The following is a 16970-nucleotide window of genomic DNA, read 5'->3' on the forward strand; positions in this document are numbered from 1 at the left end:
ACCCTCCTTTTTATGTGTTAGGGTATGCGGCAGCGGATCGTCTTATGGGCGGAAAAAGCCGCCGTCGACTCTTTCCTGTGTGTCGAATCACATGGAAAGGTGGGATGGGAATGCCAAGGCGTATTCAACCTGTCATCGGTGCCGTGGGGAGCATGCTGTTCTCCGTCGCGGGCACGCTGGTCTGGGGCATGCGGGGACTGGAGCAGAGTGTGCAGGAGCAGTCGTATTCGCATCTGGAGACGATATACGGGCACACGCTTCTGACGAGCGGCACACGTCCGGTTTTCACGTTTCACGGATGGCCGTATCTGTTGCTGGCGTTGGTTTGGGGAGTGGGGTGGTTGCTTGTCGGGATGGGACTCCTGGAACGAAAACGGATGCCACGGTAAGTGCGGTCTGCGGCCTTCCAACCTGACGGCAAGGCAACGTGCCATCGCCATTTTAGGGATCGAACTGGTGGAGTATTTGGAGAATGTGCAGCACATTTCACTCGTCGAACGATACCCGTCTCGCAGAGGGGAGGGGGAAGATGCAAGGAAATCCGACACGATGGATGGCGCGGTTGACGCCGATTCTGCAACAGGCGGCACAGGATGGGCGCGTGGACCCAAAGGCGCTTCGCGAAGCGGTCAAAGAGGTCCTCATTGCTGAACTGAAAGCGGCGCTAAAAAAGAAAATCCTGTCGTATCTCCTCTCCAACGCCTGGTGGATCATCCCGCTTCTTTTTCTTCTCTACTACGGACTGGGGATCACGCTTGCGCTGTTTTCCGCCACCACTTCGGTAGCCACATTTGTCCCATGGCAGCAACTGGCCCAAACCCCCGCCATCGAAAGTGGCATCCCTGCCGAGTTTGTCACCGATGTGGAGAGGGCGAGCGCAGCGTATCGTATCCCCATGCAATATCTGGCCGCCGTAGCGTATCACGAATCCGGCTGGAATCCGGCGGCGTATGCGGATTACGACGGCAGTCATGCGATGGGGCTGACGCAGTTTGAACCCGGAACCTGGAGTGGAAGCGGTGATCCCGATCAAACGGTGTCCTCGCCGGATACCGATGCGACAAGAATTCTTCGCTATGGTGGTTTTGGCGTGGATGCAGACGGTCTCATGGCCCCGATGGGAACACCGGCTACGGCGGCCCTTAACGCTTCGGCCTTGTTGGCGCTCAGTCAAGCCTGTTCCAGCGCCGCAGATTGTGTGCCCTACGCCAGTCCCTTTGACCCTGCGGATGCCCTGATGGCAGGAGCCAAGTATCTTTCGTATCTTCGAGGCTTGACGCATGGCACCTGGGAGAGTGCCAGCGAAGCGTACTACGGTCTGAACGCGACGGCGGATGCACAGTATGCGGCTGATTTGGTGGCACTCATGATGGCGTACACGGAAGATTTTATCCCGCCAGCACAAGGTCACGTATTTGGTTCCTTTCCGGTGACGCAATCCGGCGGTGTGGTTGTGGCGGGGACGCTCACACCGAAAGAAGCCATGTGGTCGCATTCGGTACCGCTTTATGCGCCCGTATCTGGCATTGTGACGCGTCAGATACAGGGAGGGCGGGTCATCCTTGCCTTACCAGATGGGACGGGTCTGACGATGCCGTATGCCGACTTTCTGCCGTTTGCGTTTGCCAAGGGGGAGCGCACCGTGAATGTACAGGCGGGGGAGATTGTGGGGTATGTGAATGTGGCATCCGGACAGGTGAAAGAACGATAAACCCCTTGTTCCTCAACCAAGCCACTTTGTCTTTCCTCTACAGAGCAAACTGGAAGGGGGAATTTCTCTGCAAGCTTTGCCCATTTTCCTCGGTGTGCTTCTGTTTCTCGCCGTTTTATTGGCCTTGTTAGGTCCTCTGATCCGCCGGGAAGAGCGGGTCAACTTTTGGAAGAAGCAAATTCAGCGTGATCCGCCGAAAGTGGTTCAGGTTCGCCGTGCTCCCAAAGGGTTCCTGGAGCAGGTTCAATTCTATGCGGACGCGCTTGGCGAAACGTCCTGGCCGTCTCTCTTTCCACGCTATGCGCTTTTCAGTGCGGGTGTGGTGGAGTTGTTCTTTGTGCTCATCGGTCAACCCTTTCTGGGTCTGCCCGTCAGCCTGATGGGACTTTCCGTACCGTATTTCTGGATGCGGGGTCGATACCAGACGGCGAGGATTACGCTGAAACAGCAAATGCAGCGATTGTTTTTGTTTCTGGCGCATCTGGTCAAAGCGGGGGCGAGTCTGGAAGTGGCGCTCCGTCAGGCTGCTCAAGCCTTTGAATATCCGCTTCGCCCATATCTTATCGACGCTGTGGCGACCATCGGAAAAGGAGAACGCGGACAAATCCAACTGGATACGGCGGCAACGGCTCTCTTGACGATGGCGGAGCGCATGCAACTGAAAGAAGCCGAACGTTTGGCGCAAATTGTGAGCCAAACGCAGCTCTATGACACGAATCTGGGCGATGTGCTTCTGGAAATGGTTTCGATAGATCTGCGGGACAAAGCGGTTCAGTCGGAAGCGACACTGGACAAGTTATCTTCCAGTATGGAGATGATCGGACAACTCATGGTCTCCACGCCTCTGTATTTGTACATCATGCTGGCGGTTTTCGGCTACGTAGGAAAGTATCTGGCGACCTTACACGTTTGATGCCGTGCGCGAAAAGTCACCTGCACGCCACATCCTCTGTCTTTCTTGAAAGGCGGGGATTCGCGTGCAGGTTTTTTTACCCTCGACAGGCACGGCAACAGAAGCCGCTTCACCCTCTACACCTGCGTTGCATAACTTTTTGACCGCACACGCTGCTACCTGGCTTGGCTGGCAGAATCCGTCGCCTGCGGCGTATGTGTTCACCCTGCCGCCTTCAGGGAATTGGCTGTCCAATTTGACGGGTCAACCCGAGCAAAGCGCGGAACTTATGCTCGCCAACACCTTGTTCAGCATGCTCACGAACGTGATGCACCTGGCGATTCAGGGGATTTCCAACCTGGCTACACCCGAATGGCTCATTGAACCCATGATTCATTTGGCCGGTACGGTAGTCAAGCACGGCGGCATTCCTCTTCTCCAGGCTGCGTTGCCGCTTTTGCTCATTGTGATCGGCGTGGTCATGATGCTGGCGTTTGTGCGCGGGCGTTTGTCAGAGAGTTTGCGGCATCCTGCGGTGTTTCTGGCCTCGGTAGCGGGGGCACTGGTACTGATGCTGTACTTTTCTCCGGTTCTCCAGTTGGTCAATCGTCTGGCGATTGAAGGCACCAACACGGTCAGCGCCAGTCTGGTTCAAGCGGTCGATCCGCACGCGGGGAGCCTCTACGATCTGACTTGGCAAGACGATGTGTTGGAACCCTGGGAAGCCATCCAGTTTGGGGCATCGGCGCCGTTGCAGGATTTTACGGTGTCTTCCTATTACGCACCGCAAAAGACGTATGGCAGCGGTGTTTTTGCGATCACGGTGAAACCGGGCGAAAACTGGGTGACGCTTTTCTTGCAAAATCCCACGCCAGATGTCCGCCAAAACCTGATCCAGGCACTCTATGCCCCGCTTTCACAGCACCGTACACCGTTTACAGGATTTCCGGTGTCTCGACTGGAAAAAGCCGATCCGGCGGCGATGCAAGGTGGCATTTTTGTCATGACGCTTTGCATTTTGCCGAGCATCGCTTTTTTCCTCGTCATGGCGTTTTACCTGTTTTACCAGACGCTGTTTTTTCTCTTCTATGCGTTGCTTGCTGTGATCATTGTGCCGATGGGCACATTGCCGCAGTGGGGATGGCCTGCGATACTGCGTTGGGCGAGGCAGATGTTGGGAGCGTTGTGGCTTCGGCTGTTGAATCTGCTGTATGTGGCACTGGTGGATGTCGTACTCTCCACGATTTTAGGTTTGATGAATGGCAACGGTATCGTGAGGCTGGAAACGCTCATCGCGAACACGCTGGTCAGCGCTGTGGTGTTTGGTGCGGCGCTCTTTTTCCGCCCGAAGGTCATTGCGCTCGTGGCCACAGAACCGGCTCTGCCCTGGCAACGTCAACGTTCGGAGGAGAAGAAGGCCATCGAAACGAGGAATAAGGAGGCAAGAGAGACCGCGAACGCGAAAGGAAACCAGGAGGGCAAGACCAACGAGACATCGGCATCGGCCAACCGCACCGAGGCAAAACCGGACACAGACGGCAAGGTCAGGGGAGTTGCAGGGCGTACCGGACAAGTGGTGCAACGGCATCAACGTCAAACCACCGCAGGTTTATCCAAGGGATCGACGGGAGCAGGCGTGCATCCTCCCGCTCGTTCGTCTCGTTTTCGCTCTGCGCCGATATCAGACGAGGAAGCCTCTCGTCCCTCTTCCTTGTCTTCCCGGTTTGCCAAGGGAACCAAGGCATCCCCCGCGCCTGCGTCAGCGTCGTCTGCCTCGCTCAAAGAGCCAGCGTGGAGGCCGCAAACCGTGTCTAGAGGCGGGGAGGCATGGAGACGTAAGTCGGATGTATCTGTGAAATCGTCTGCCTCGCTCAAAGAGCCAGCGTGGAGACCGCAAACCGTGTCTAGAGGCGGGGAGAAGTGGAAACGTCAGCCGGAACCATCGTCTGCCAAGTCACCGAAGGTCGCTTCGACCTCCGCGCCAACACCAATAAGTCCCAAGCGAGCCTTGCGGGGGCAAAAAGCTGTTCATGTGGCGATGAAGCCGTTGCAGCCTGCAAAAATCTCGCCGTCCTGGATGCGGACAGCACAAGGAGTCGAACTGCGAAAGGACGAGATTCGCCCGCAACGGCCTCTGCGTGTGACGATGCCGAAAACAGGTGGTTCATCGAGCCAAGCGGCAAAGGGTACAGCGGTGCGTCAGAATCCGAAAACACCCGCACCGACGCCTGCTGTAGCGAAGCGGGCAGAGCCGGAGCTGCCTGTGAAGCAAGTGCAGGCAGGAGATTTTGCCTGGACGATTCGTGGAAGCTACGCGCACGGCAAACGCATTACGCCGTTTGATCCGTTCGCCAGTGTATCGAAGAATCCAAAGTCTGTCACGAAATCAGGAAAGGCGGTCAAAACCGTGCGAATGCCGAATTCGCCTAAATGAAGGTAATGTCAAGGCTGTCCCTCTGTCATTGCAGATGATGGAGGGGCATTTTTTTGTTGTCCTGGCATACGGACAATCTTTGCCTGCATAGGCTCGTCGACAAACAGACGAGGAGGGGGTTTCAACGTGTGGGCATGGCTTGGTCGAATGGTTGAACGCATAGTGGCGCAGGATGCTTCCGCGCAGATGAACGGCACGGAACTACTGGATGCACTGCTTCATCTTTTCGGAGGTGGCACAGGGTGCTGAATCCACGCCAGATAGGACTTCTCACCAGTTTTGCGGCGGCCAGCGTGGCAGCTGTGATGGTCAGCGCCTCCTATCCTGTAGCGATCTGGGGTGCGGGCGTCGCACTGACAAGAATGTGGAAAAAACCTGCCCTCCCCCCGTGGACGTGTCCGCTCCTGGAGGCATCGGCAGCAAAGGAGACGGGGAGGGGGTGAAGTCATGGGATGGATCAGTCTTGCCGCCAAAGCGTTAGGGAAAACTCTGGGTAAATCGGGCGTGGTGAAGTTGAAAGGGGGAGGCAAGGCGCTGGTCATCGGTAGTCATCAACCCATCAGCGCGAAGGCGGTAGCCAGTGCGAAAGGCGCTATCGTTGCGAAAGTCGCGGTCACAGAGGCTGGGAAAAAAGCGCTTGTGGTCAACGGCCAGCATGTCGTGACACTTACTGGCAAAGCTTTGGCTGTGAAAGCTCTGCAAGCGCCGTTCATTGTCGTCGTCAAAACGGGTGTTGTAGCTGGGAAAGTGGCAGCTGTGGCGTTGGCGCTCAGTGCGGTGGCGGCCAGTGCCTGGGTGGGCAACGATGTGCCGGTCGATCAGGAAGTGCTTCACCATTTACGAGAGGCGGCGCATACTTTTGACGGCATCCAGTGGAAGTGAAAGGAGAACCGGCGTCTTTGAACTGATGAGTTACGCCACGATGTTTGCAGTGGGTAGCGTGGCCGCCTGTGCCCTGGGAGACATGTCGCTGGAAGACACCGCGCTCATCGGCGCATCTCCTTATGCTGCAGTGGGGGCGGCACTCTTTGGTTACCGCATCCCCAAACGTGTCGTGGTCACGGAGCCGGATGTGCAAGGCTGGAGAGTGTATCTGGGTCAAACCGCCTTCGGACAAAAGGTCTACCATGATTTCGCCGCGATCCCGCATATGAAAGCTGGTGGGGCAACCGGCAGCGGAAAGACCAAAGGACTGGAGCTCCTTTTGGCGCAACTGGTCATGAAAAAAAGTCCATCCGAGTTACAGGTCCACATCATCGATATGAAAGGCGGCGCCTCTTTTGCGCATTTTGCTCGTCTCCCGCATGTGGCCGGGCGTATCTATGCCGATACGGAAAACGCAGCACAGGCGTTAGAAAACATTGTAATCATACAAAACAAGCGTCTGGAGCGGATCCGCAGAGCCAGGGAGCAATTTCTGCCGATTCCCTCGTTTCCGCGCATCCTCGTGGTGATTGATGAGGGTGGGGAACTCTCGCCTGCTTATGCTTATGACAAACAGGACGAAAAGATTCGACGCCAGTGCTTGGCCTATTTATCTACTTTGGCCAGAGTGGGCCGCGAACCTTGCATCAGCCTGGTCTACAGCACCCAGCGCCCCTCCAATGAAACACTCCCTGTAGGCATCCGTGGACAAATGGATGCGACAATGGCGTATCGCACACAGAATGAACTGGATTCGGGAATCCTTCTCCGAAATGAAAAGGCAGCCAGGTTGCCCAATATCAAGGGTCGCATGATTTACCAAACACCGGATGGCGAGAAAGTGGTACAGACTGGCATGATCCCCGAACTCTTGCTTCGACGCTGGATGGAAGACAGGATGGATACGAACAGATCGGACAAAAAGGAAACATCGTGTGCGGACAATGTGGATACGTTCAGCCAAGACAAGGAGGGGGGAACGGAGGCGGACGAGATGGAAACTTCTCGAGTCGGGCTTCCCTCCTCGTCCTCCCGCGTCTTCCATGACTTCGTGAAAGGTGGATGAGTCCCAATTAGTACTTCGATCTCGATCTACGACTATGCCGTTTCTTTAGCTTCTGCCGCCAGAATTTTTACCATGCGTCAACTTTGCAAGCATCCTTTATTGGCGTGGCGCACGCAACCTGAAAAACGTGCCAGTGCCATGCTCAGACCCTATCGAGAGCAGTTCGAAATCCTCGTAGCGCAGCGCGGGGGCATGTTTTTCTGGCGGCTCTCTCCCAAGGCGAAAAAGGAGTTGGGCTTGGATTTCAAATCGGTCAGTCCTTGTTCCAGTCGCATTGAGCACTGGCTTTCTGTGGGGGATTTGTGGCAAGCTCTATTCCACACAGGCGGCAAGCCCCACGTATTCCTGGCCGAACCCAAACACAGTGCTGGCTTCGATGTGTATGTGGAGTGGCAGGGCAGGGCGTATCTTGTAGAAATTCAACGTACGCCACTCACCACGAAAGCCTGGACAGAGAAGTGGGATCAACGACTTGACTGGTATAACGCCAGAGCGTTTGAGCAAGCGCCTTGGTATCGCGGGGTCGTGCCGCGCCCCGTGCTGATTCTGAAGACGGAACAGGAAGACAGTACCGTAGGATTACCTAAAGGGGCGCTGGCTTTTAAGAGTGTAGACGCCTTTGCGAAAACGGTGGTATTTCGGAAAACCAGGTTACAATGATCGAAGTAACAAATTCACACGTGTGATAATACGTGCTATAATAAAGGAAATGGTAGAGGGAAGGGAACGGATGAAAAGTTATTCGTCACGGGAACTCATTCGGATTCTTCAAGAGGATGGATGGTATTTTGTCAGAGCAGCGGGTGATCATCATCAGTTTAAACATCCCATCAAACCTGGAAAAGTAACGGTGACCCATCCAGTGAAAGATATTCCTGTAAAGACAGTAAGGAGTATTTTCAAACAGGCAGGACTTCCTGTACCCGATTGAAGGTTCCAGTTCACCTGTCGGATGAGTGGAATAGGAGGTTGGCAAATGTACAAAGATCGATACATCTATCCAGCCATTTTTCATTTCGCTGAGGATGGAATATCCATAGAATTTCCTGATTTTCCGGGTTGTTTACCTTGCGCATTTAGCCTAGAAGAAGCCATGAAGAATGCCCGTGAGGCAATGGCATTGCATTTATACGGAATGGAACAAGATGGAGAAACACTTCCGGAACCAACGCCCATTTCTCATCTTCAGTCCAACGAACATCAAGCCATTGTACTTATCGAAGTATGGATGCCTCCTTTCCGGGATGAGATGGAGCAGAGAGCCGTCAAGAAAACGTTAACGATTCCCAAGTGGCTGGATGATTTAGCGTTAGAGCATCAAGTGAATTTCTCGCATTTGCTACAAGATGCGCTCAAGAAGTACTTAGGCGTGAATGAAAAACAATAGAGTCATCATCCTGATCGTATTGCCCGCCCCGCCCTCTCTCCGCATCAAGGAGAGGGGGCTTTCTTGTGATCTATCGCACTCATGCGGCCTTTGGGGCGGCTCTCATGGAATCGGTGCTGGTGGGAGAAGGCGCGTTCTCCTGGCAGGCGGGAGCGGCGGTGGCCATAGCGGCTCTGGTTGCGGTGATACCCGATGTTGATCATCCGCAATCTTGGATCACCTTGCACGTCGATCCTCTGCGTCTGGTATCCCGCACGTTTCGCCACCGCACTGCCACACACAGCCTCTTGTCGATCCTGTTTGGGTATGTGTTCTTGTTTCAACTTTTGCACCTGCCCCCCTGGGTCGCCAGTGGAATCTGGGTGGGTTGGACGAGTCATGCGCTCATCGACCTTTTGAATCCCCAAGGCGTCATGCTCTTTTGGCCGATGCCTACGCCAAGTCTGCAAAAACGTCTGCATTGGAACGGATTCATCCGAAATCCCGTGCCGCTATTCACCATCCCCGTACAAAGTCTTGGCGAGGAAATCCTGGAACGACTCCTCCTGTTCTATGCGATGGCGCTGGGGGTTCTTTGGATTGCGGCACACATCATCGTATCTTTGCCGTTTTCCCGCCCTCTCCACCGTCTGTTGTGGCACGGTATCGACATTTTGACGTGGCCTTTCTTGGTGCACATCGCGCTATGGCTTCACATTCGAGCGTAAGGAGGGAACCATCATGCTCTTCAACCCGCAGACGGTGGCCAGCGGCCCCCTTTTCAACCTGATGCGACCGTTTTTCGGCATTCTTGCACTCGTAGCTTTAGGGTACTTTGGGTGGAGGATACTTCATATGACGGCAACCGGGAAACGCGCCGCACTGATTCTGGAGTTGTTCGGAATCCTGTTTGTTCTCATTTATCTGGCAGACCCGGTGGTCCTCTTGTCCATCGTGGATTATTTTGCCACGCTCATCCAAAAGGCGGTGGGATGATGCCACGCAGTTATCAGAAGCTCTGGCATCAAAAGATTGCGTTTCGAAGCCCGCAGTGGTGGGTGCAGACGACGGGCATGGCGCACATTTATCTGGAGGATGTGCTGGTTTTTGCCGCCAGCCTTCCTTTCTTTGCGGCTCTGGTATACACAGGACCTTTGATTGTACTGGCGGTAGTGTTTCATATCCCCAAATGGGCGACCGCCATCGTATTGTCCCTGATTAGCGCCTATGCCGCACGCAAGTTTGACCCGGCGGGAAAACCATTGCCGAAATTCCTGTGGTCGTTTTTTCGCTGGTTTTTTCGCGCCCATCGAGTGGTGGATGGGCGAGTACTTCCGCGTAGGAAAGCGAATGGGAAAAGAAGACGATTATGGGCATCGACGCATATCGCCTGGACCCAAGGAAATTTGCCACCGGGGACCACGATTCACGCGTTACAGGCAGGCGAGGTGGCCTTGCATTTGGAGCAAGTCAGTGATGTGCGGATTCAGTCGCAGAGTGTGACGATTCAGAAAGCCACAGGGAAACGCGGTACGAAACGCGGTGTGATGTATGGCGTTCGGCAAGGGGAGTATCTTTTTGCACGAGGGGAGTGGAGAAAACAGTGAAGAGGAAAGCCATATGGCAGACCGCGATGAGAGGATTCACAGCAGATGTAGGTATTCTCTCCACGTTAAGGTGGATGGACGTTTCTATAGCTATTGCCTCGTGTTTTGTGTTGAGAAACTTGTAGATGGCATCAGTAGATCGGTCGTAATTTTTTGGTTTTTAGTTAAATTCTTGGGTAGCTATATGGCTTGGGTTCGATATAATGGACAGCGTATGATATAGAGCATTCCTTATTCGGGGTGGGGTGAGTTTTGTGGCGGAAGGAAAGAAGGAGCTGGTATATGCTCTCTCTTTAGAGGCTGTCCAATTGCAAATGAAAATTATGCAAGGGATTGTGACGGGGGAATCTCCCCAAAAAGTGTTGTCTTTAGTCCTTCAGGGATTACATATTCGATTTCCTGAATCTATGGCCGCGATTTGGGCAGAAGAACGACGTGATCATAAACGAAAGTTGATGTTACTCGCAACTTATCGTTTATCCATAGACATGTCTGCATGGGAACTCCACTTTTCAGATGAACCGTCACTGTCTTCCCCGACAGACCCCATGCTTATGGTTTTCCAAGAACAATGTCGAGATCTAGGAATCGATTCTGTCTACGGTTTTCCTATTTTAAATACCAAAGGTCATCGTGTGGGATGGATGGGTATGGCTTTTCATCCATCACGTACACTGACAGACGCGGAACGTCCATTCATATGGCCCTACGTTCAAATCGCAGGTCTAGTTATCGAAAAAGAACAATTAGACCGAGAAAATGATTTTTTGGTTCACTATGATTATCTTACAGAAATCCCTAATCGTCGTTTTTTTCATGAACTACTGACAAAGGAAATGGAACGTTCTAGGGAAGAGCATACGCCCCTCAGCTTAGCGATTCTGGATTTAGATAATTTTAAAGAAATTAATGATACCTATGGTCATCTGGCAGGAGACTTCGTTTTGAAGACCGTGGCTCAAAGATTACAAAAAAAGATAGGATCGGAATATGGAGTAGCAAGGCTTGGAGGGGATGAATTTGCATGCCTTTTTCCTGGATTTCACAAGGAAGAAGCGTTCCAAACCATGCTGGATCTGTATAAAGTCCTAGAAGAACCTGTAACATGGAAAGAGCATACGCTTTCTATTTTGGCATCTATCGGAATTGCATCTTCTCCAGAAGACTCGATAGAAGAAGAAACTTTACTGCGCCTGGCAGATGCAAGCTTGTATCAGGCGAAAAAGTCTGAGCACGTCCGTATTCAAACCTACGTGTCAGAAAAAATAAATGTTGAGATCTAAATCGTAGATAAACTCTCATCCCATCAACTCTCATCGAAACTCTTTCAAAAAGTCCATGACATCTTCCGGCGGCAAGGTTTTTTCCTTGGCGCTTTCTTGCGTTACGGGCGTGGATGCGGGTTCATCCACAGAGATGGGACGGCTGGGTACAGGTGTGGACGCTTTGACCGTCGCTTGACTTCGTTTGTTGCGCCGCTCGGCCAGTTTTTCCTCTGCGCGAATCCCACGTAGGATTGTCTCTTCCCAAACGGCTTTGCGTACAGAAGGGGACAGGGATTTCAATTGTTCCCAGTAGGCCAGTATGACTTCATGATCAGTTTCCCAACGAATCATCTTAGGCATGTTCCATCGTCTCCTCGGATGGGGTGATGGTGGAAAGTATAGCACACTTTTTTGACCGTAGGTGCGGACATTTTGGTATGCGTGAACAGAAGATCGAAATGTCAGCAGGTACGGTCGGACAAAAGCCTGTAATAGCTTGCTAAGCAAGGATTTATTCGAGAACATGGTCGACCAAAACGGTCAAAATGGTGAACCAAAAACGTCGAGATGGTTGACCAAACTGACGAAAAGGGTCAACCAAAGCGGTCGAAAAAGTGAGCCAAAAAGGTCGAGGGGAACACAAAAATAGCCTTCCACTCTTTCTTTGTCAGAAGGAGAGATGGCAGGTGCTTTTGCACTGGAAAGACGGAGACTACACAGCCTTTGAAAAAATGATTGGCGCGGTAGCGGATGCCGGTGTGATTCGCGTGGAAGACTTGTGCGAACTACTAGACTGGAGTCCTACAAAACTTTGGCGACACAGACGGCAATTTCGTGAAGCGTATCTGGAAAACCCGCTTGCGAAACGCCGTCTTCATCGGGACGGGGCAGAAATTGTCTACCTGACCGAGATGGGGGCACTCTTTGCCAAACACTTTTTGAATTTGCCCAAACCCCCGCAACCGGTCAGTCACCAAACCAGTCATACGTTGGCTCTTGTAGCGATTCTCATGCGCTATATCCATCGGTACGGGCGAGACGGCGCGGATTGGTACAGCACGCGGGAAGCCACGGATCAACTGGCGTACGTTCGCCATGTGGCGTTGGGGGAGAGTGATGCGGATATGCGTACAGGCGTGGTACGCCCGGATGCGGCGCTCAAAGGACAACAAGGCTTTTGGTGGATTGAGTATGACAACGATACCGAGTCTGCTCGTGTGATTTTGCACAAATTGCAGCGCTGGGCCGCTGCAGTGGAGGGGCTTCATGAAAGTTTTCGCCGTGTGATGTGGATTGCACCCACGGAGAAACGGCGAGACCAACTGGCGGACATCTGGAGGCGGTTGCAGGATGATCGGGCGGACATGCAGTTCTTTGTGGCGAGGGAAGAACGGTGGGAATGATTGACGCAAACGATGCGCCTTTTTGTCAGTGGGTACGGTCGGTGGATGCGTCGGAAGGTACGGTCTTTTGGGGTCAACCTTTTTGTCAGCAGATACGGTCGTCTTGGTATGTATGAACGGAACACCAAAATGTCAGCATGTACGGTCGGGCAAAAAACTGTAAATGCTTGCTATACAAGAGATGAGACATGAGCGTGGTTGACCAAAACGGTCGAAATGGTGAACCAAAAACGTCAAGATGGTCGACCAACTTGACGAAAATGGTCGACCAAAACAGTCGGAATGGTGAACCAAAAACGTCAAGATGGTCGACCAACTTGACGAAAATGGTCGACCAAAACAGTCGGAATGGTGAACTAAAAACGTCGGAAAAGCGTGATGAAACGGTAGTGTCGGTGCGCCGATGGCGACGTGGTGGTGCACCAAACCGGTCGGGTATGGCATGGATTTCTGGATGGCAGAACAGTTGCAAGGAAAGTAGTCGAAAAGTAGCTAGAAGGTAGTCGAAATCTAGGTTTCAAAAAGGCGGATTTTGCTGTTTCTATGCTGATTTTTTTGAAAATAGATGTTTCTTTTGGGAGGCGGGTTCGGTGTTTGGTACAGTTCCTGTGCATCTCTTGTTGACGCTGATACTGGTTGTGAACGCTGTGCTGGATGTGGCCATTCGCAAGGTGTCCGAGACGCTGATCATCCTCGGTGGAATCGGAATGGTTTTTTTGGAAATCGGAACGGGACAAGTTCATGGTGGGGAGAAGGTACTCGCGGTGTCCAGTCTGGCAGGTACAGCCTTGATTCTTGGCCTCCTTTGGTATCGCTCCCACCGAAAAAATGGCACGGGTTTAGGCGACGTGGAGATGGTGGTGCTCATCGGCCTTGGATTTGGGTGGTTTGGAGGTCTTCTGGTGCTCCTAGCACTCTTTCTGGCGTTGGTGACTGAGAAGTTCTGGCCTCGCCTCTGCACAAGATACACACCAGCGGATGTGCGCCACAAAGCGCCGATGGCGGTGTATTTTGCCGTTGTGTCCCTGTTGGGCACCCTGATGCTCTGGCCGCTCTATTGACATATTCCTAAAATTAGGTAAAATAGAAAATAAAAACAGGTGAGACTGGGATGCAGGATACAACGGTATTTGTGTATGGCAGTTTGCGAAAAGGCGAGTACAACCGTGGTGTTGTGGAGCCGCATATCTTGAACACGCTTGGGAAAGGTTGCATTCAGGGACAGATGGTATCTCTGGGAGCGTACCCGGCAGTGTTACTGGACAAGCCAGGCGTCGTAGTAGGTGAGTGGCTTCGGGTCACGGCGCGGGGGATGGCGGCACTAGATCGACTGGAGGGGTACCCTACGCTCTATAGCAAAGCGCATGTTTGGGATGCGCAGAATAACATCGAGGGCGTGGTGTACTACATGACCGAGCAACAGTTGAGCCGGTTTTTGCGCGGCGGGCGTAACGGCATGGTCGTGCCTGACGGCGATTGGACGGCGTATCGAAGAGAACAACGTTTGCAGCAGGCGTGATCTTGTGCGGAGTCAAAGCGGAACTCTTTGTCTAAGCACCCTATTCGCCCGGCATTCGCGTTTTTGAGTGCGGGCAGGTAAGGGGGGCCTAGATGAGCTTCGAAAATGCGACAGAGACGAAAATAGAGCCGAATCCGGCGGAGTGTGCAGAAGAAACAGGCAGGTGTAGGAGACCGAGCCTGCTTTTTTGTGAGGTTTGCGAGGAGGTTCAAAGTAGACTCGGCATCTACGGCCTCTATTCGTCCGATATTCGCATTTTCGAGTACGGGCAGGTAATGATGACTAGACTGCCGTCGAAAATGCGACAGAGACGAAAATAGAGCCGAATCCGGCGGTGTGTGCAGAAAAAGCAGGCAGGTGAAGGAAGCCGAGCCTGTTTTTTTGCGAGGTTTGCGAGTTGGTCAAAAGTGGACTCGGCATTTGCGGCCTCTATTTGTCCGATATTCGCATTTTCGAGTACGGGCAGGTAAAGAAGGACTAGACTGCCGTCGAAAATGCGACAGAGACGAAAATAGAGCCGAATTCGGCGGTGTGTAGAAGAAGAAGCAGGCAGGTGAAGGAGACCGAGCCTGTTTTTTTGCGAGGTTTGTGAGGCGTCCAAAAGTAGACTCGGCATCTGAGGGGGTATTTTCGGCAATTTCCAATTTTCTCGAAAGCCTCAAATCCCTTGTGCTGTCTGAGAAAAATCGACTTTTTTCGAGTGCGGTAATCACCGGTAATCACAAGCGAAAATTGGGTGATTACCGCCTCGATCTCAAGTGGCACAAGGGAAAACGGCATATATTTAAATATATTTAGTAATCACCAAAAATATATAGTGATTACCGTTCTCTTCCCTTGTCCTGCAAGGGATCGAGGTTAATTTCCAGCAGTGCGGTAATCACTCGACGATCATAGGGTGTTTTTAAAAGAAAAATCGAAATTAAAGTCAAAAAAGGTCAAAATTTAAGTTAAATCAAATTCATTTAAGCCGAGATGTCGAAAACGATCTCAAAAATCAATTTTTGAATCGACGATCTACATACCCTGATCGTCGAGTGATTACCGAAGCGACAAAAATGCCCGTGAAGCCAAGTGGCACAAGGGCTGAGAACGGTAATCACCAACTTTTTCGAGTGATTACCGCACTTGAAAAATGCCGAAAAATCAAGGGTTTTGAAAAGTGCTGGTGATTACCGAAAATCGCATTGAGTGATTACCGAACTCGAATTTAATGATTACCGGAGCGCAAAAATATTCCTAGGAACACCACAAAAAACAGAAAAAGGTTAGTGATATCTATCCATTCAAGTTAAATAATTGCTAACATTAGCGAAACTAAAACAGTAAATGAAGTCTATCAAATACCAGAAAACAACCTATACATGCAAAATCAACCATATATAAAACTAAAAAATTACGATATTCCGTCTATTTAAACTGGTAAATTCCCCCGATTCGAACGTTTGACGGCTGCATATACAGGGAGGGGGTATGTGTGATGGCCAAGCCTTCATTTGCCCCCGCCTTCTTTCCTCGATAGAGAGGATGGATGTTCATGAGAAACAGGCGTTTCTGGCGATATCGCGCTGGCTATACCGCGCTGGCTTCCTTGTATACGGAACTCATCAACACAACCCTGGGTGTTGTGGTGTTGGGACTGATGCTGACCGTGGGTGCAGCGCTCATGGTTCGTCAGGAACTTTTGAATGCGGCTTTTTCCGCAGCGCAGATTGCGGCCGAAACGCAGAACATCGGGGAAGCGCAAGCGGCGGCGGAGGATACGCTGATTGCGGAAGGGCTGCCTGCAACGGTGAATGGAGAAACGCTGTTTCAGTTGAGCGACGTGGCCGTGACCACAGGCAATAGTGCACCGGTTGCGGGGGTGGAGATGACGTATCAGTTTCCTCTTCCATTTCCTAGACTGGAGGATGTCTTTGGAAACCCGAATCCCCTACCTGCCACCTGGACGCTTTCGGTGCAGGCCGCGTATGTCAATCAAACGTATTACGGCGGAGGTGGGGCGTAGTGTTGAGCCGTGTATACTACGGTCTCATCGTAGTGACGCTGGGCGGGATTCTGGTGTGGCTGCTGTTGTTTGTGGAGGGGGAGAATCTGGCGTATGAAGCGTTACAGCATGCGACAGCCGCGGCGGCCTGGAGTGCCCAACAGACCATCAGCAACGATCCGGAAGGCGTGGCCGAGATGAAAGGTTACAGTTTAGGGTCTTTGCAGACAGGTGCGGCAACAGAGGCGGCTTTATCGGCGTTTCAGGCAGAAACTTCTGCCATGAATCTTTCCGGCGCGGGGTTGTCTCAGATCACGCTGAATGTCCAGGTGCAAAGCGGTATCGCCGAAGTGACGATGACCGCGAATTACACGAGTCCGATGATTCCGAAAACCATTCAGGGTGCTTTGAACCCGGAGAATCATGTGCTCGGTTCCTTCCCGATGACAGTGTACGTGAATGGGAATTGAAGTGGCCGCAGGTTGAGGTTCAATGACCTGCGGCTTCAAGTCCTGACTGGTTGGTGAGTACATAAAGTTCGGAGGGGGAGAAGGTCTCTCTGTAGTCATCAAATTTCACGACAACAAAGCGGGGGAATACCGCTTCGATGGTGCCGTATCGATAACCGTCAGGCCGCTTCTTACTGGCAAGGCCGGGTACGCGAACCGCCTGACCCACGTGCCACTGGATGCCTGGTGCAAAAAATTCTGTGTACGTCCTTTCCAGGGCAACTCTGCGTTGTTGCTGTTCCTGGTTGAGCATGTCTCCATCGCCTCGCTTCTTTGTTTCTTATCTG

Annotated in this window: 24 protein-coding genes; 22 read left to right on the forward strand and 2 right to left on the reverse strand. The window is 52.3% G+C overall.

What is annotated here, in order from left to right; translation table 11 throughout:
- Window positions 1-91: 91 nt before the first annotated feature.
- The 15 genes from ACOJUR_RS08585 (at window position 92) to ACOJUR_RS08655 (ending at window position 11283) form a co-directional block, all read left to right on the forward strand.
- A complete protein-coding gene (locus ACOJUR_RS08585; RefSeq protein WP_420949763.1) occupies window positions 92-415 on the forward strand; it encodes a hypothetical protein in 324 nt (107 codons plus the stop codon).
- Between the two features lie 41 nt (window positions 416-456).
- Window positions 457-651 (forward strand): hypothetical protein, encoded by a 195-nt coding sequence (locus tag ACOJUR_RS08590; protein ID WP_420949764.1) that lies wholly within the window; start codon window positions 457-459, stop codon window positions 649-651.
- 211 nt (window positions 652-862) lie between these two features.
- Window positions 863-1711: a transglycosylase SLT domain-containing protein gene (locus ACOJUR_RS08595; RefSeq protein WP_420949765.1), complete on the forward strand. Its 849-nt coding sequence runs from the start codon at window positions 863-865 to the stop codon at window positions 1709-1711.
- A gap of 124 nt (window positions 1712-1835) precedes the next feature.
- Window positions 1836-2624, forward strand: a complete 789-nt coding sequence (locus ACOJUR_RS08600; protein WP_420949766.1) for a type II secretion system F family protein — start codon at window positions 1836-1838, stop codon at window positions 2622-2624.
- Window positions 2625-2688: 64 nt separating this feature from the next.
- Window positions 2689-5037, forward strand: coding sequence for a hypothetical protein (locus ACOJUR_RS08605; protein WP_420949767.1), 2349 nt, complete (start codon window positions 2689-2691; stop codon window positions 5035-5037).
- Window positions 5038-5163: 126 nt separating this feature from the next.
- Window positions 5164-5286: a hypothetical protein gene (locus ACOJUR_RS08610; RefSeq protein ID WP_278247891.1), complete on the forward strand. Its 123-nt coding sequence runs from the start codon at window positions 5164-5166 to the stop codon at window positions 5284-5286.
- Window positions 5287-5484: 198 nt separating this feature from the next.
- Entirely contained in the window at window positions 5485-5919 is a 435-nt protein-coding gene (locus tag ACOJUR_RS08615) for a hypothetical protein (RefSeq protein ID WP_420949768.1), read from the forward strand.
- Window positions 5897-7027 (forward strand): FtsK/SpoIIIE domain-containing protein, encoded by a 1131-nt coding sequence (locus ACOJUR_RS08620; RefSeq protein WP_420949769.1) that lies wholly within the window; start codon window positions 5897-5899, stop codon window positions 7025-7027. Before ACOJUR_RS08615 ends, ACOJUR_RS08620 begins: the two co-directional genes overlap by 23 nt.
- A 72-nt stretch (window positions 7028-7099) precedes the next feature.
- On the forward strand, window positions 7100-7687 hold the full coding sequence (locus ACOJUR_RS08625; protein WP_420949770.1) for a hypothetical protein: 588 nt from the start codon (window positions 7100-7102) through the stop codon (window positions 7685-7687).
- Between the two features lie 70 nt (window positions 7688-7757).
- Window positions 7758-7958, forward strand: coding sequence for a type II toxin-antitoxin system HicA family toxin (locus ACOJUR_RS08630; RefSeq protein ID WP_420949771.1), 201 nt, complete (start codon window positions 7758-7760; stop codon window positions 7956-7958).
- A gap of 45 nt (window positions 7959-8003) precedes the next feature.
- Entirely contained in the window at window positions 8004-8414 is a 411-nt protein-coding gene (locus ACOJUR_RS08635) for a type II toxin-antitoxin system HicB family antitoxin (RefSeq protein WP_420949772.1), read from the forward strand.
- Between the two features lie 65 nt (window positions 8415-8479).
- Window positions 8480-9121 carry a metal-dependent hydrolase gene (locus ACOJUR_RS08640; RefSeq protein WP_420949773.1) on the forward strand — a complete coding sequence of 214 codons (642 nt, stop codon included), beginning with the start codon at window positions 8480-8482 and terminating at the stop codon, window positions 9119-9121.
- Between the two features lie 13 nt (window positions 9122-9134).
- Window positions 9135-9389 (forward strand): hypothetical protein, encoded by a 255-nt coding sequence (locus ACOJUR_RS08645; RefSeq protein ID WP_203114165.1) that lies wholly within the window; start codon window positions 9135-9137, stop codon window positions 9387-9389.
- Window positions 9389-10000: a hypothetical protein gene (locus tag ACOJUR_RS08650; protein WP_420949774.1), complete on the forward strand. Its 612-nt coding sequence runs from the start codon at window positions 9389-9391 to the stop codon at window positions 9998-10000. Before ACOJUR_RS08645 ends, ACOJUR_RS08650 begins: the two co-directional genes overlap by 1 nt.
- 254 nt (window positions 10001-10254) lie before the next feature.
- Window positions 10255-11283 (forward strand): GGDEF domain-containing protein, encoded by a 1029-nt coding sequence (locus ACOJUR_RS08655; RefSeq protein ID WP_420949775.1) that lies wholly within the window; start codon window positions 10255-10257, stop codon window positions 11281-11283.
- Between the two features lie 30 nt (window positions 11284-11313).
- Here ACOJUR_RS08655 and ACOJUR_RS08660 read toward each other — a convergent pair whose 3' ends face one another.
- Window positions 11314-11625 (reverse strand): hypothetical protein, encoded by a 312-nt coding sequence (locus ACOJUR_RS08660; RefSeq protein ID WP_203114162.1) that lies wholly within the window; start codon window positions 11623-11625, stop codon window positions 11314-11316.
- Between the two features lie 326 nt (window positions 11626-11951).
- On the opposite strand from ACOJUR_RS08660, the gene ACOJUR_RS08665 reads away from it, so the two are divergent.
- From ACOJUR_RS08665 to ACOJUR_RS08695, 7 genes are all read left to right on the forward strand, one after another.
- The gene (locus ACOJUR_RS08665; RefSeq protein WP_203114161.1) at window positions 11952-12668 is read left to right on the forward strand and encodes a replication-relaxation family protein; all 717 of its coding nucleotides are present in this window, start codon (window positions 11952-11954) and stop codon (window positions 12666-12668) included.
- Between the two features lie 188 nt (window positions 12669-12856).
- Window positions 12857-13171 carry a hypothetical protein gene (locus ACOJUR_RS08670; protein ID WP_420949776.1) on the forward strand — a complete coding sequence of 105 codons (315 nt, stop codon included), beginning with the start codon at window positions 12857-12859 and terminating at the stop codon, window positions 13169-13171.
- An 87-nt stretch (window positions 13172-13258) separates the two neighbouring features.
- Window positions 13259-13729 carry a prepilin peptidase gene (locus ACOJUR_RS08675; RefSeq protein ID WP_420949777.1) on the forward strand — a complete coding sequence of 157 codons (471 nt, stop codon included), beginning with the start codon at window positions 13259-13261 and terminating at the stop codon, window positions 13727-13729.
- Between the two features lie 50 nt (window positions 13730-13779).
- A complete protein-coding gene (locus ACOJUR_RS08680; protein WP_420949778.1) occupies window positions 13780-14187 on the forward strand; it encodes a gamma-glutamylcyclotransferase family protein in 408 nt (135 codons plus the stop codon).
- A gap of 357 nt (window positions 14188-14544) precedes the next feature.
- Window positions 14545-14724, forward strand: coding sequence for a hypothetical protein (locus ACOJUR_RS08685; protein ID WP_420949779.1), 180 nt, complete (start codon window positions 14545-14547; stop codon window positions 14722-14724).
- A gap of 1000 nt (window positions 14725-15724) precedes the next feature.
- Window positions 15725-16195, forward strand: a complete 471-nt coding sequence (locus tag ACOJUR_RS08690) for a hypothetical protein (protein ID WP_420949780.1) — start codon at window positions 15725-15727, stop codon at window positions 16193-16195.
- 2 nt (window positions 16196-16197) lie between these two features.
- Entirely contained in the window at window positions 16198-16644 is a 447-nt protein-coding gene (locus ACOJUR_RS08695; RefSeq protein ID WP_420949781.1) for a hypothetical protein, read from the forward strand.
- A gap of 19 nt (window positions 16645-16663) precedes the next feature.
- Here the strand turns inward: ACOJUR_RS08695 and ACOJUR_RS08700 are convergent, their stop codons facing one another.
- On the reverse strand, window positions 16664-16936 hold the full coding sequence (locus ACOJUR_RS08700) for a hypothetical protein (RefSeq protein ID WP_420949782.1): 273 nt from the start codon (window positions 16934-16936) through the stop codon (window positions 16664-16666).
- Window positions 16937-16970 lie beyond the last annotated feature (34 nt).

The organism is Alicyclobacillus tolerans, from assembly GCF_048984885.1.
In the GTDB taxonomy this organism is placed as follows: Bacteria; Bacillota; Bacilli; order Alicyclobacillales; family Alicyclobacillaceae; genus Alicyclobacillus_I; species Alicyclobacillus_I tolerans.

Bases quoted from the DNA above. Each gene is read 5' to 3' on its own strand.
- ACOJUR_RS08635 (WP_420949772.1), top strand. From the start codon at position 8,004: ATGTACAAAGATCGATACATCTATCCAGCCATTTTTCATTTCGCTGAG.
- ACOJUR_RS08625 (WP_420949770.1), top strand. From the start codon at position 7,100: ATGCGTCAACTTTGCAAGCATCCTTTATTGGCGTGGCGCACGCAACCT.
- ACOJUR_RS08645 (WP_203114165.1), top strand. From the start codon at position 9,135: ATGCTCTTCAACCCGCAGACGGTGGCCAGCGGCCCCCTTTTCAACCTG.
- ACOJUR_RS08630 (WP_420949771.1), top strand. From the start codon at position 7,758: ATGAAAAGTTATTCGTCACGGGAACTCATTCGGATTCTTCAAGAGGAT.
- ACOJUR_RS08680 (WP_420949778.1), top strand. From the start codon at position 13,780: ATGCAGGATACAACGGTATTTGTGTATGGCAGTTTGCGAAAAGGCGAG.
- ACOJUR_RS08660 (WP_203114162.1), bottom strand. From the start codon at position 11,625: ATGCCTAAGATGATTCGTTGGGAAACTGATCATGAAGTCATACTGGCC.
- ACOJUR_RS08690 (WP_420949780.1), top strand. From the start codon at position 15,725: ATGAGAAACAGGCGTTTCTGGCGATATCGCGCTGGCTATACCGCGCTG.
- ACOJUR_RS08650 (WP_420949774.1), top strand. From the start codon at position 9,389: ATGCCACGCAGTTATCAGAAGCTCTGGCATCAAAAGATTGCGTTTCGA.
- ACOJUR_RS08585 (WP_420949763.1), top strand. From the start codon at position 92: ATGGAAAGGTGGGATGGGAATGCCAAGGCGTATTCAACCTGTCATCGG.
- ACOJUR_RS08700 (WP_420949782.1), bottom strand. From the start codon at position 16,936: ATGCTCAACCAGGAACAGCAACAACGCAGAGTTGCCCTGGAAAGGACG.
- ACOJUR_RS08670 (WP_420949776.1), top strand. From the start codon at position 12,857: ATGAGCGTGGTTGACCAAAACGGTCGAAATGGTGAACCAAAAACGTCA.
- ACOJUR_RS08615 (WP_420949768.1), top strand. From the start codon at position 5,485: ATGGGATGGATCAGTCTTGCCGCCAAAGCGTTAGGGAAAACTCTGGGT.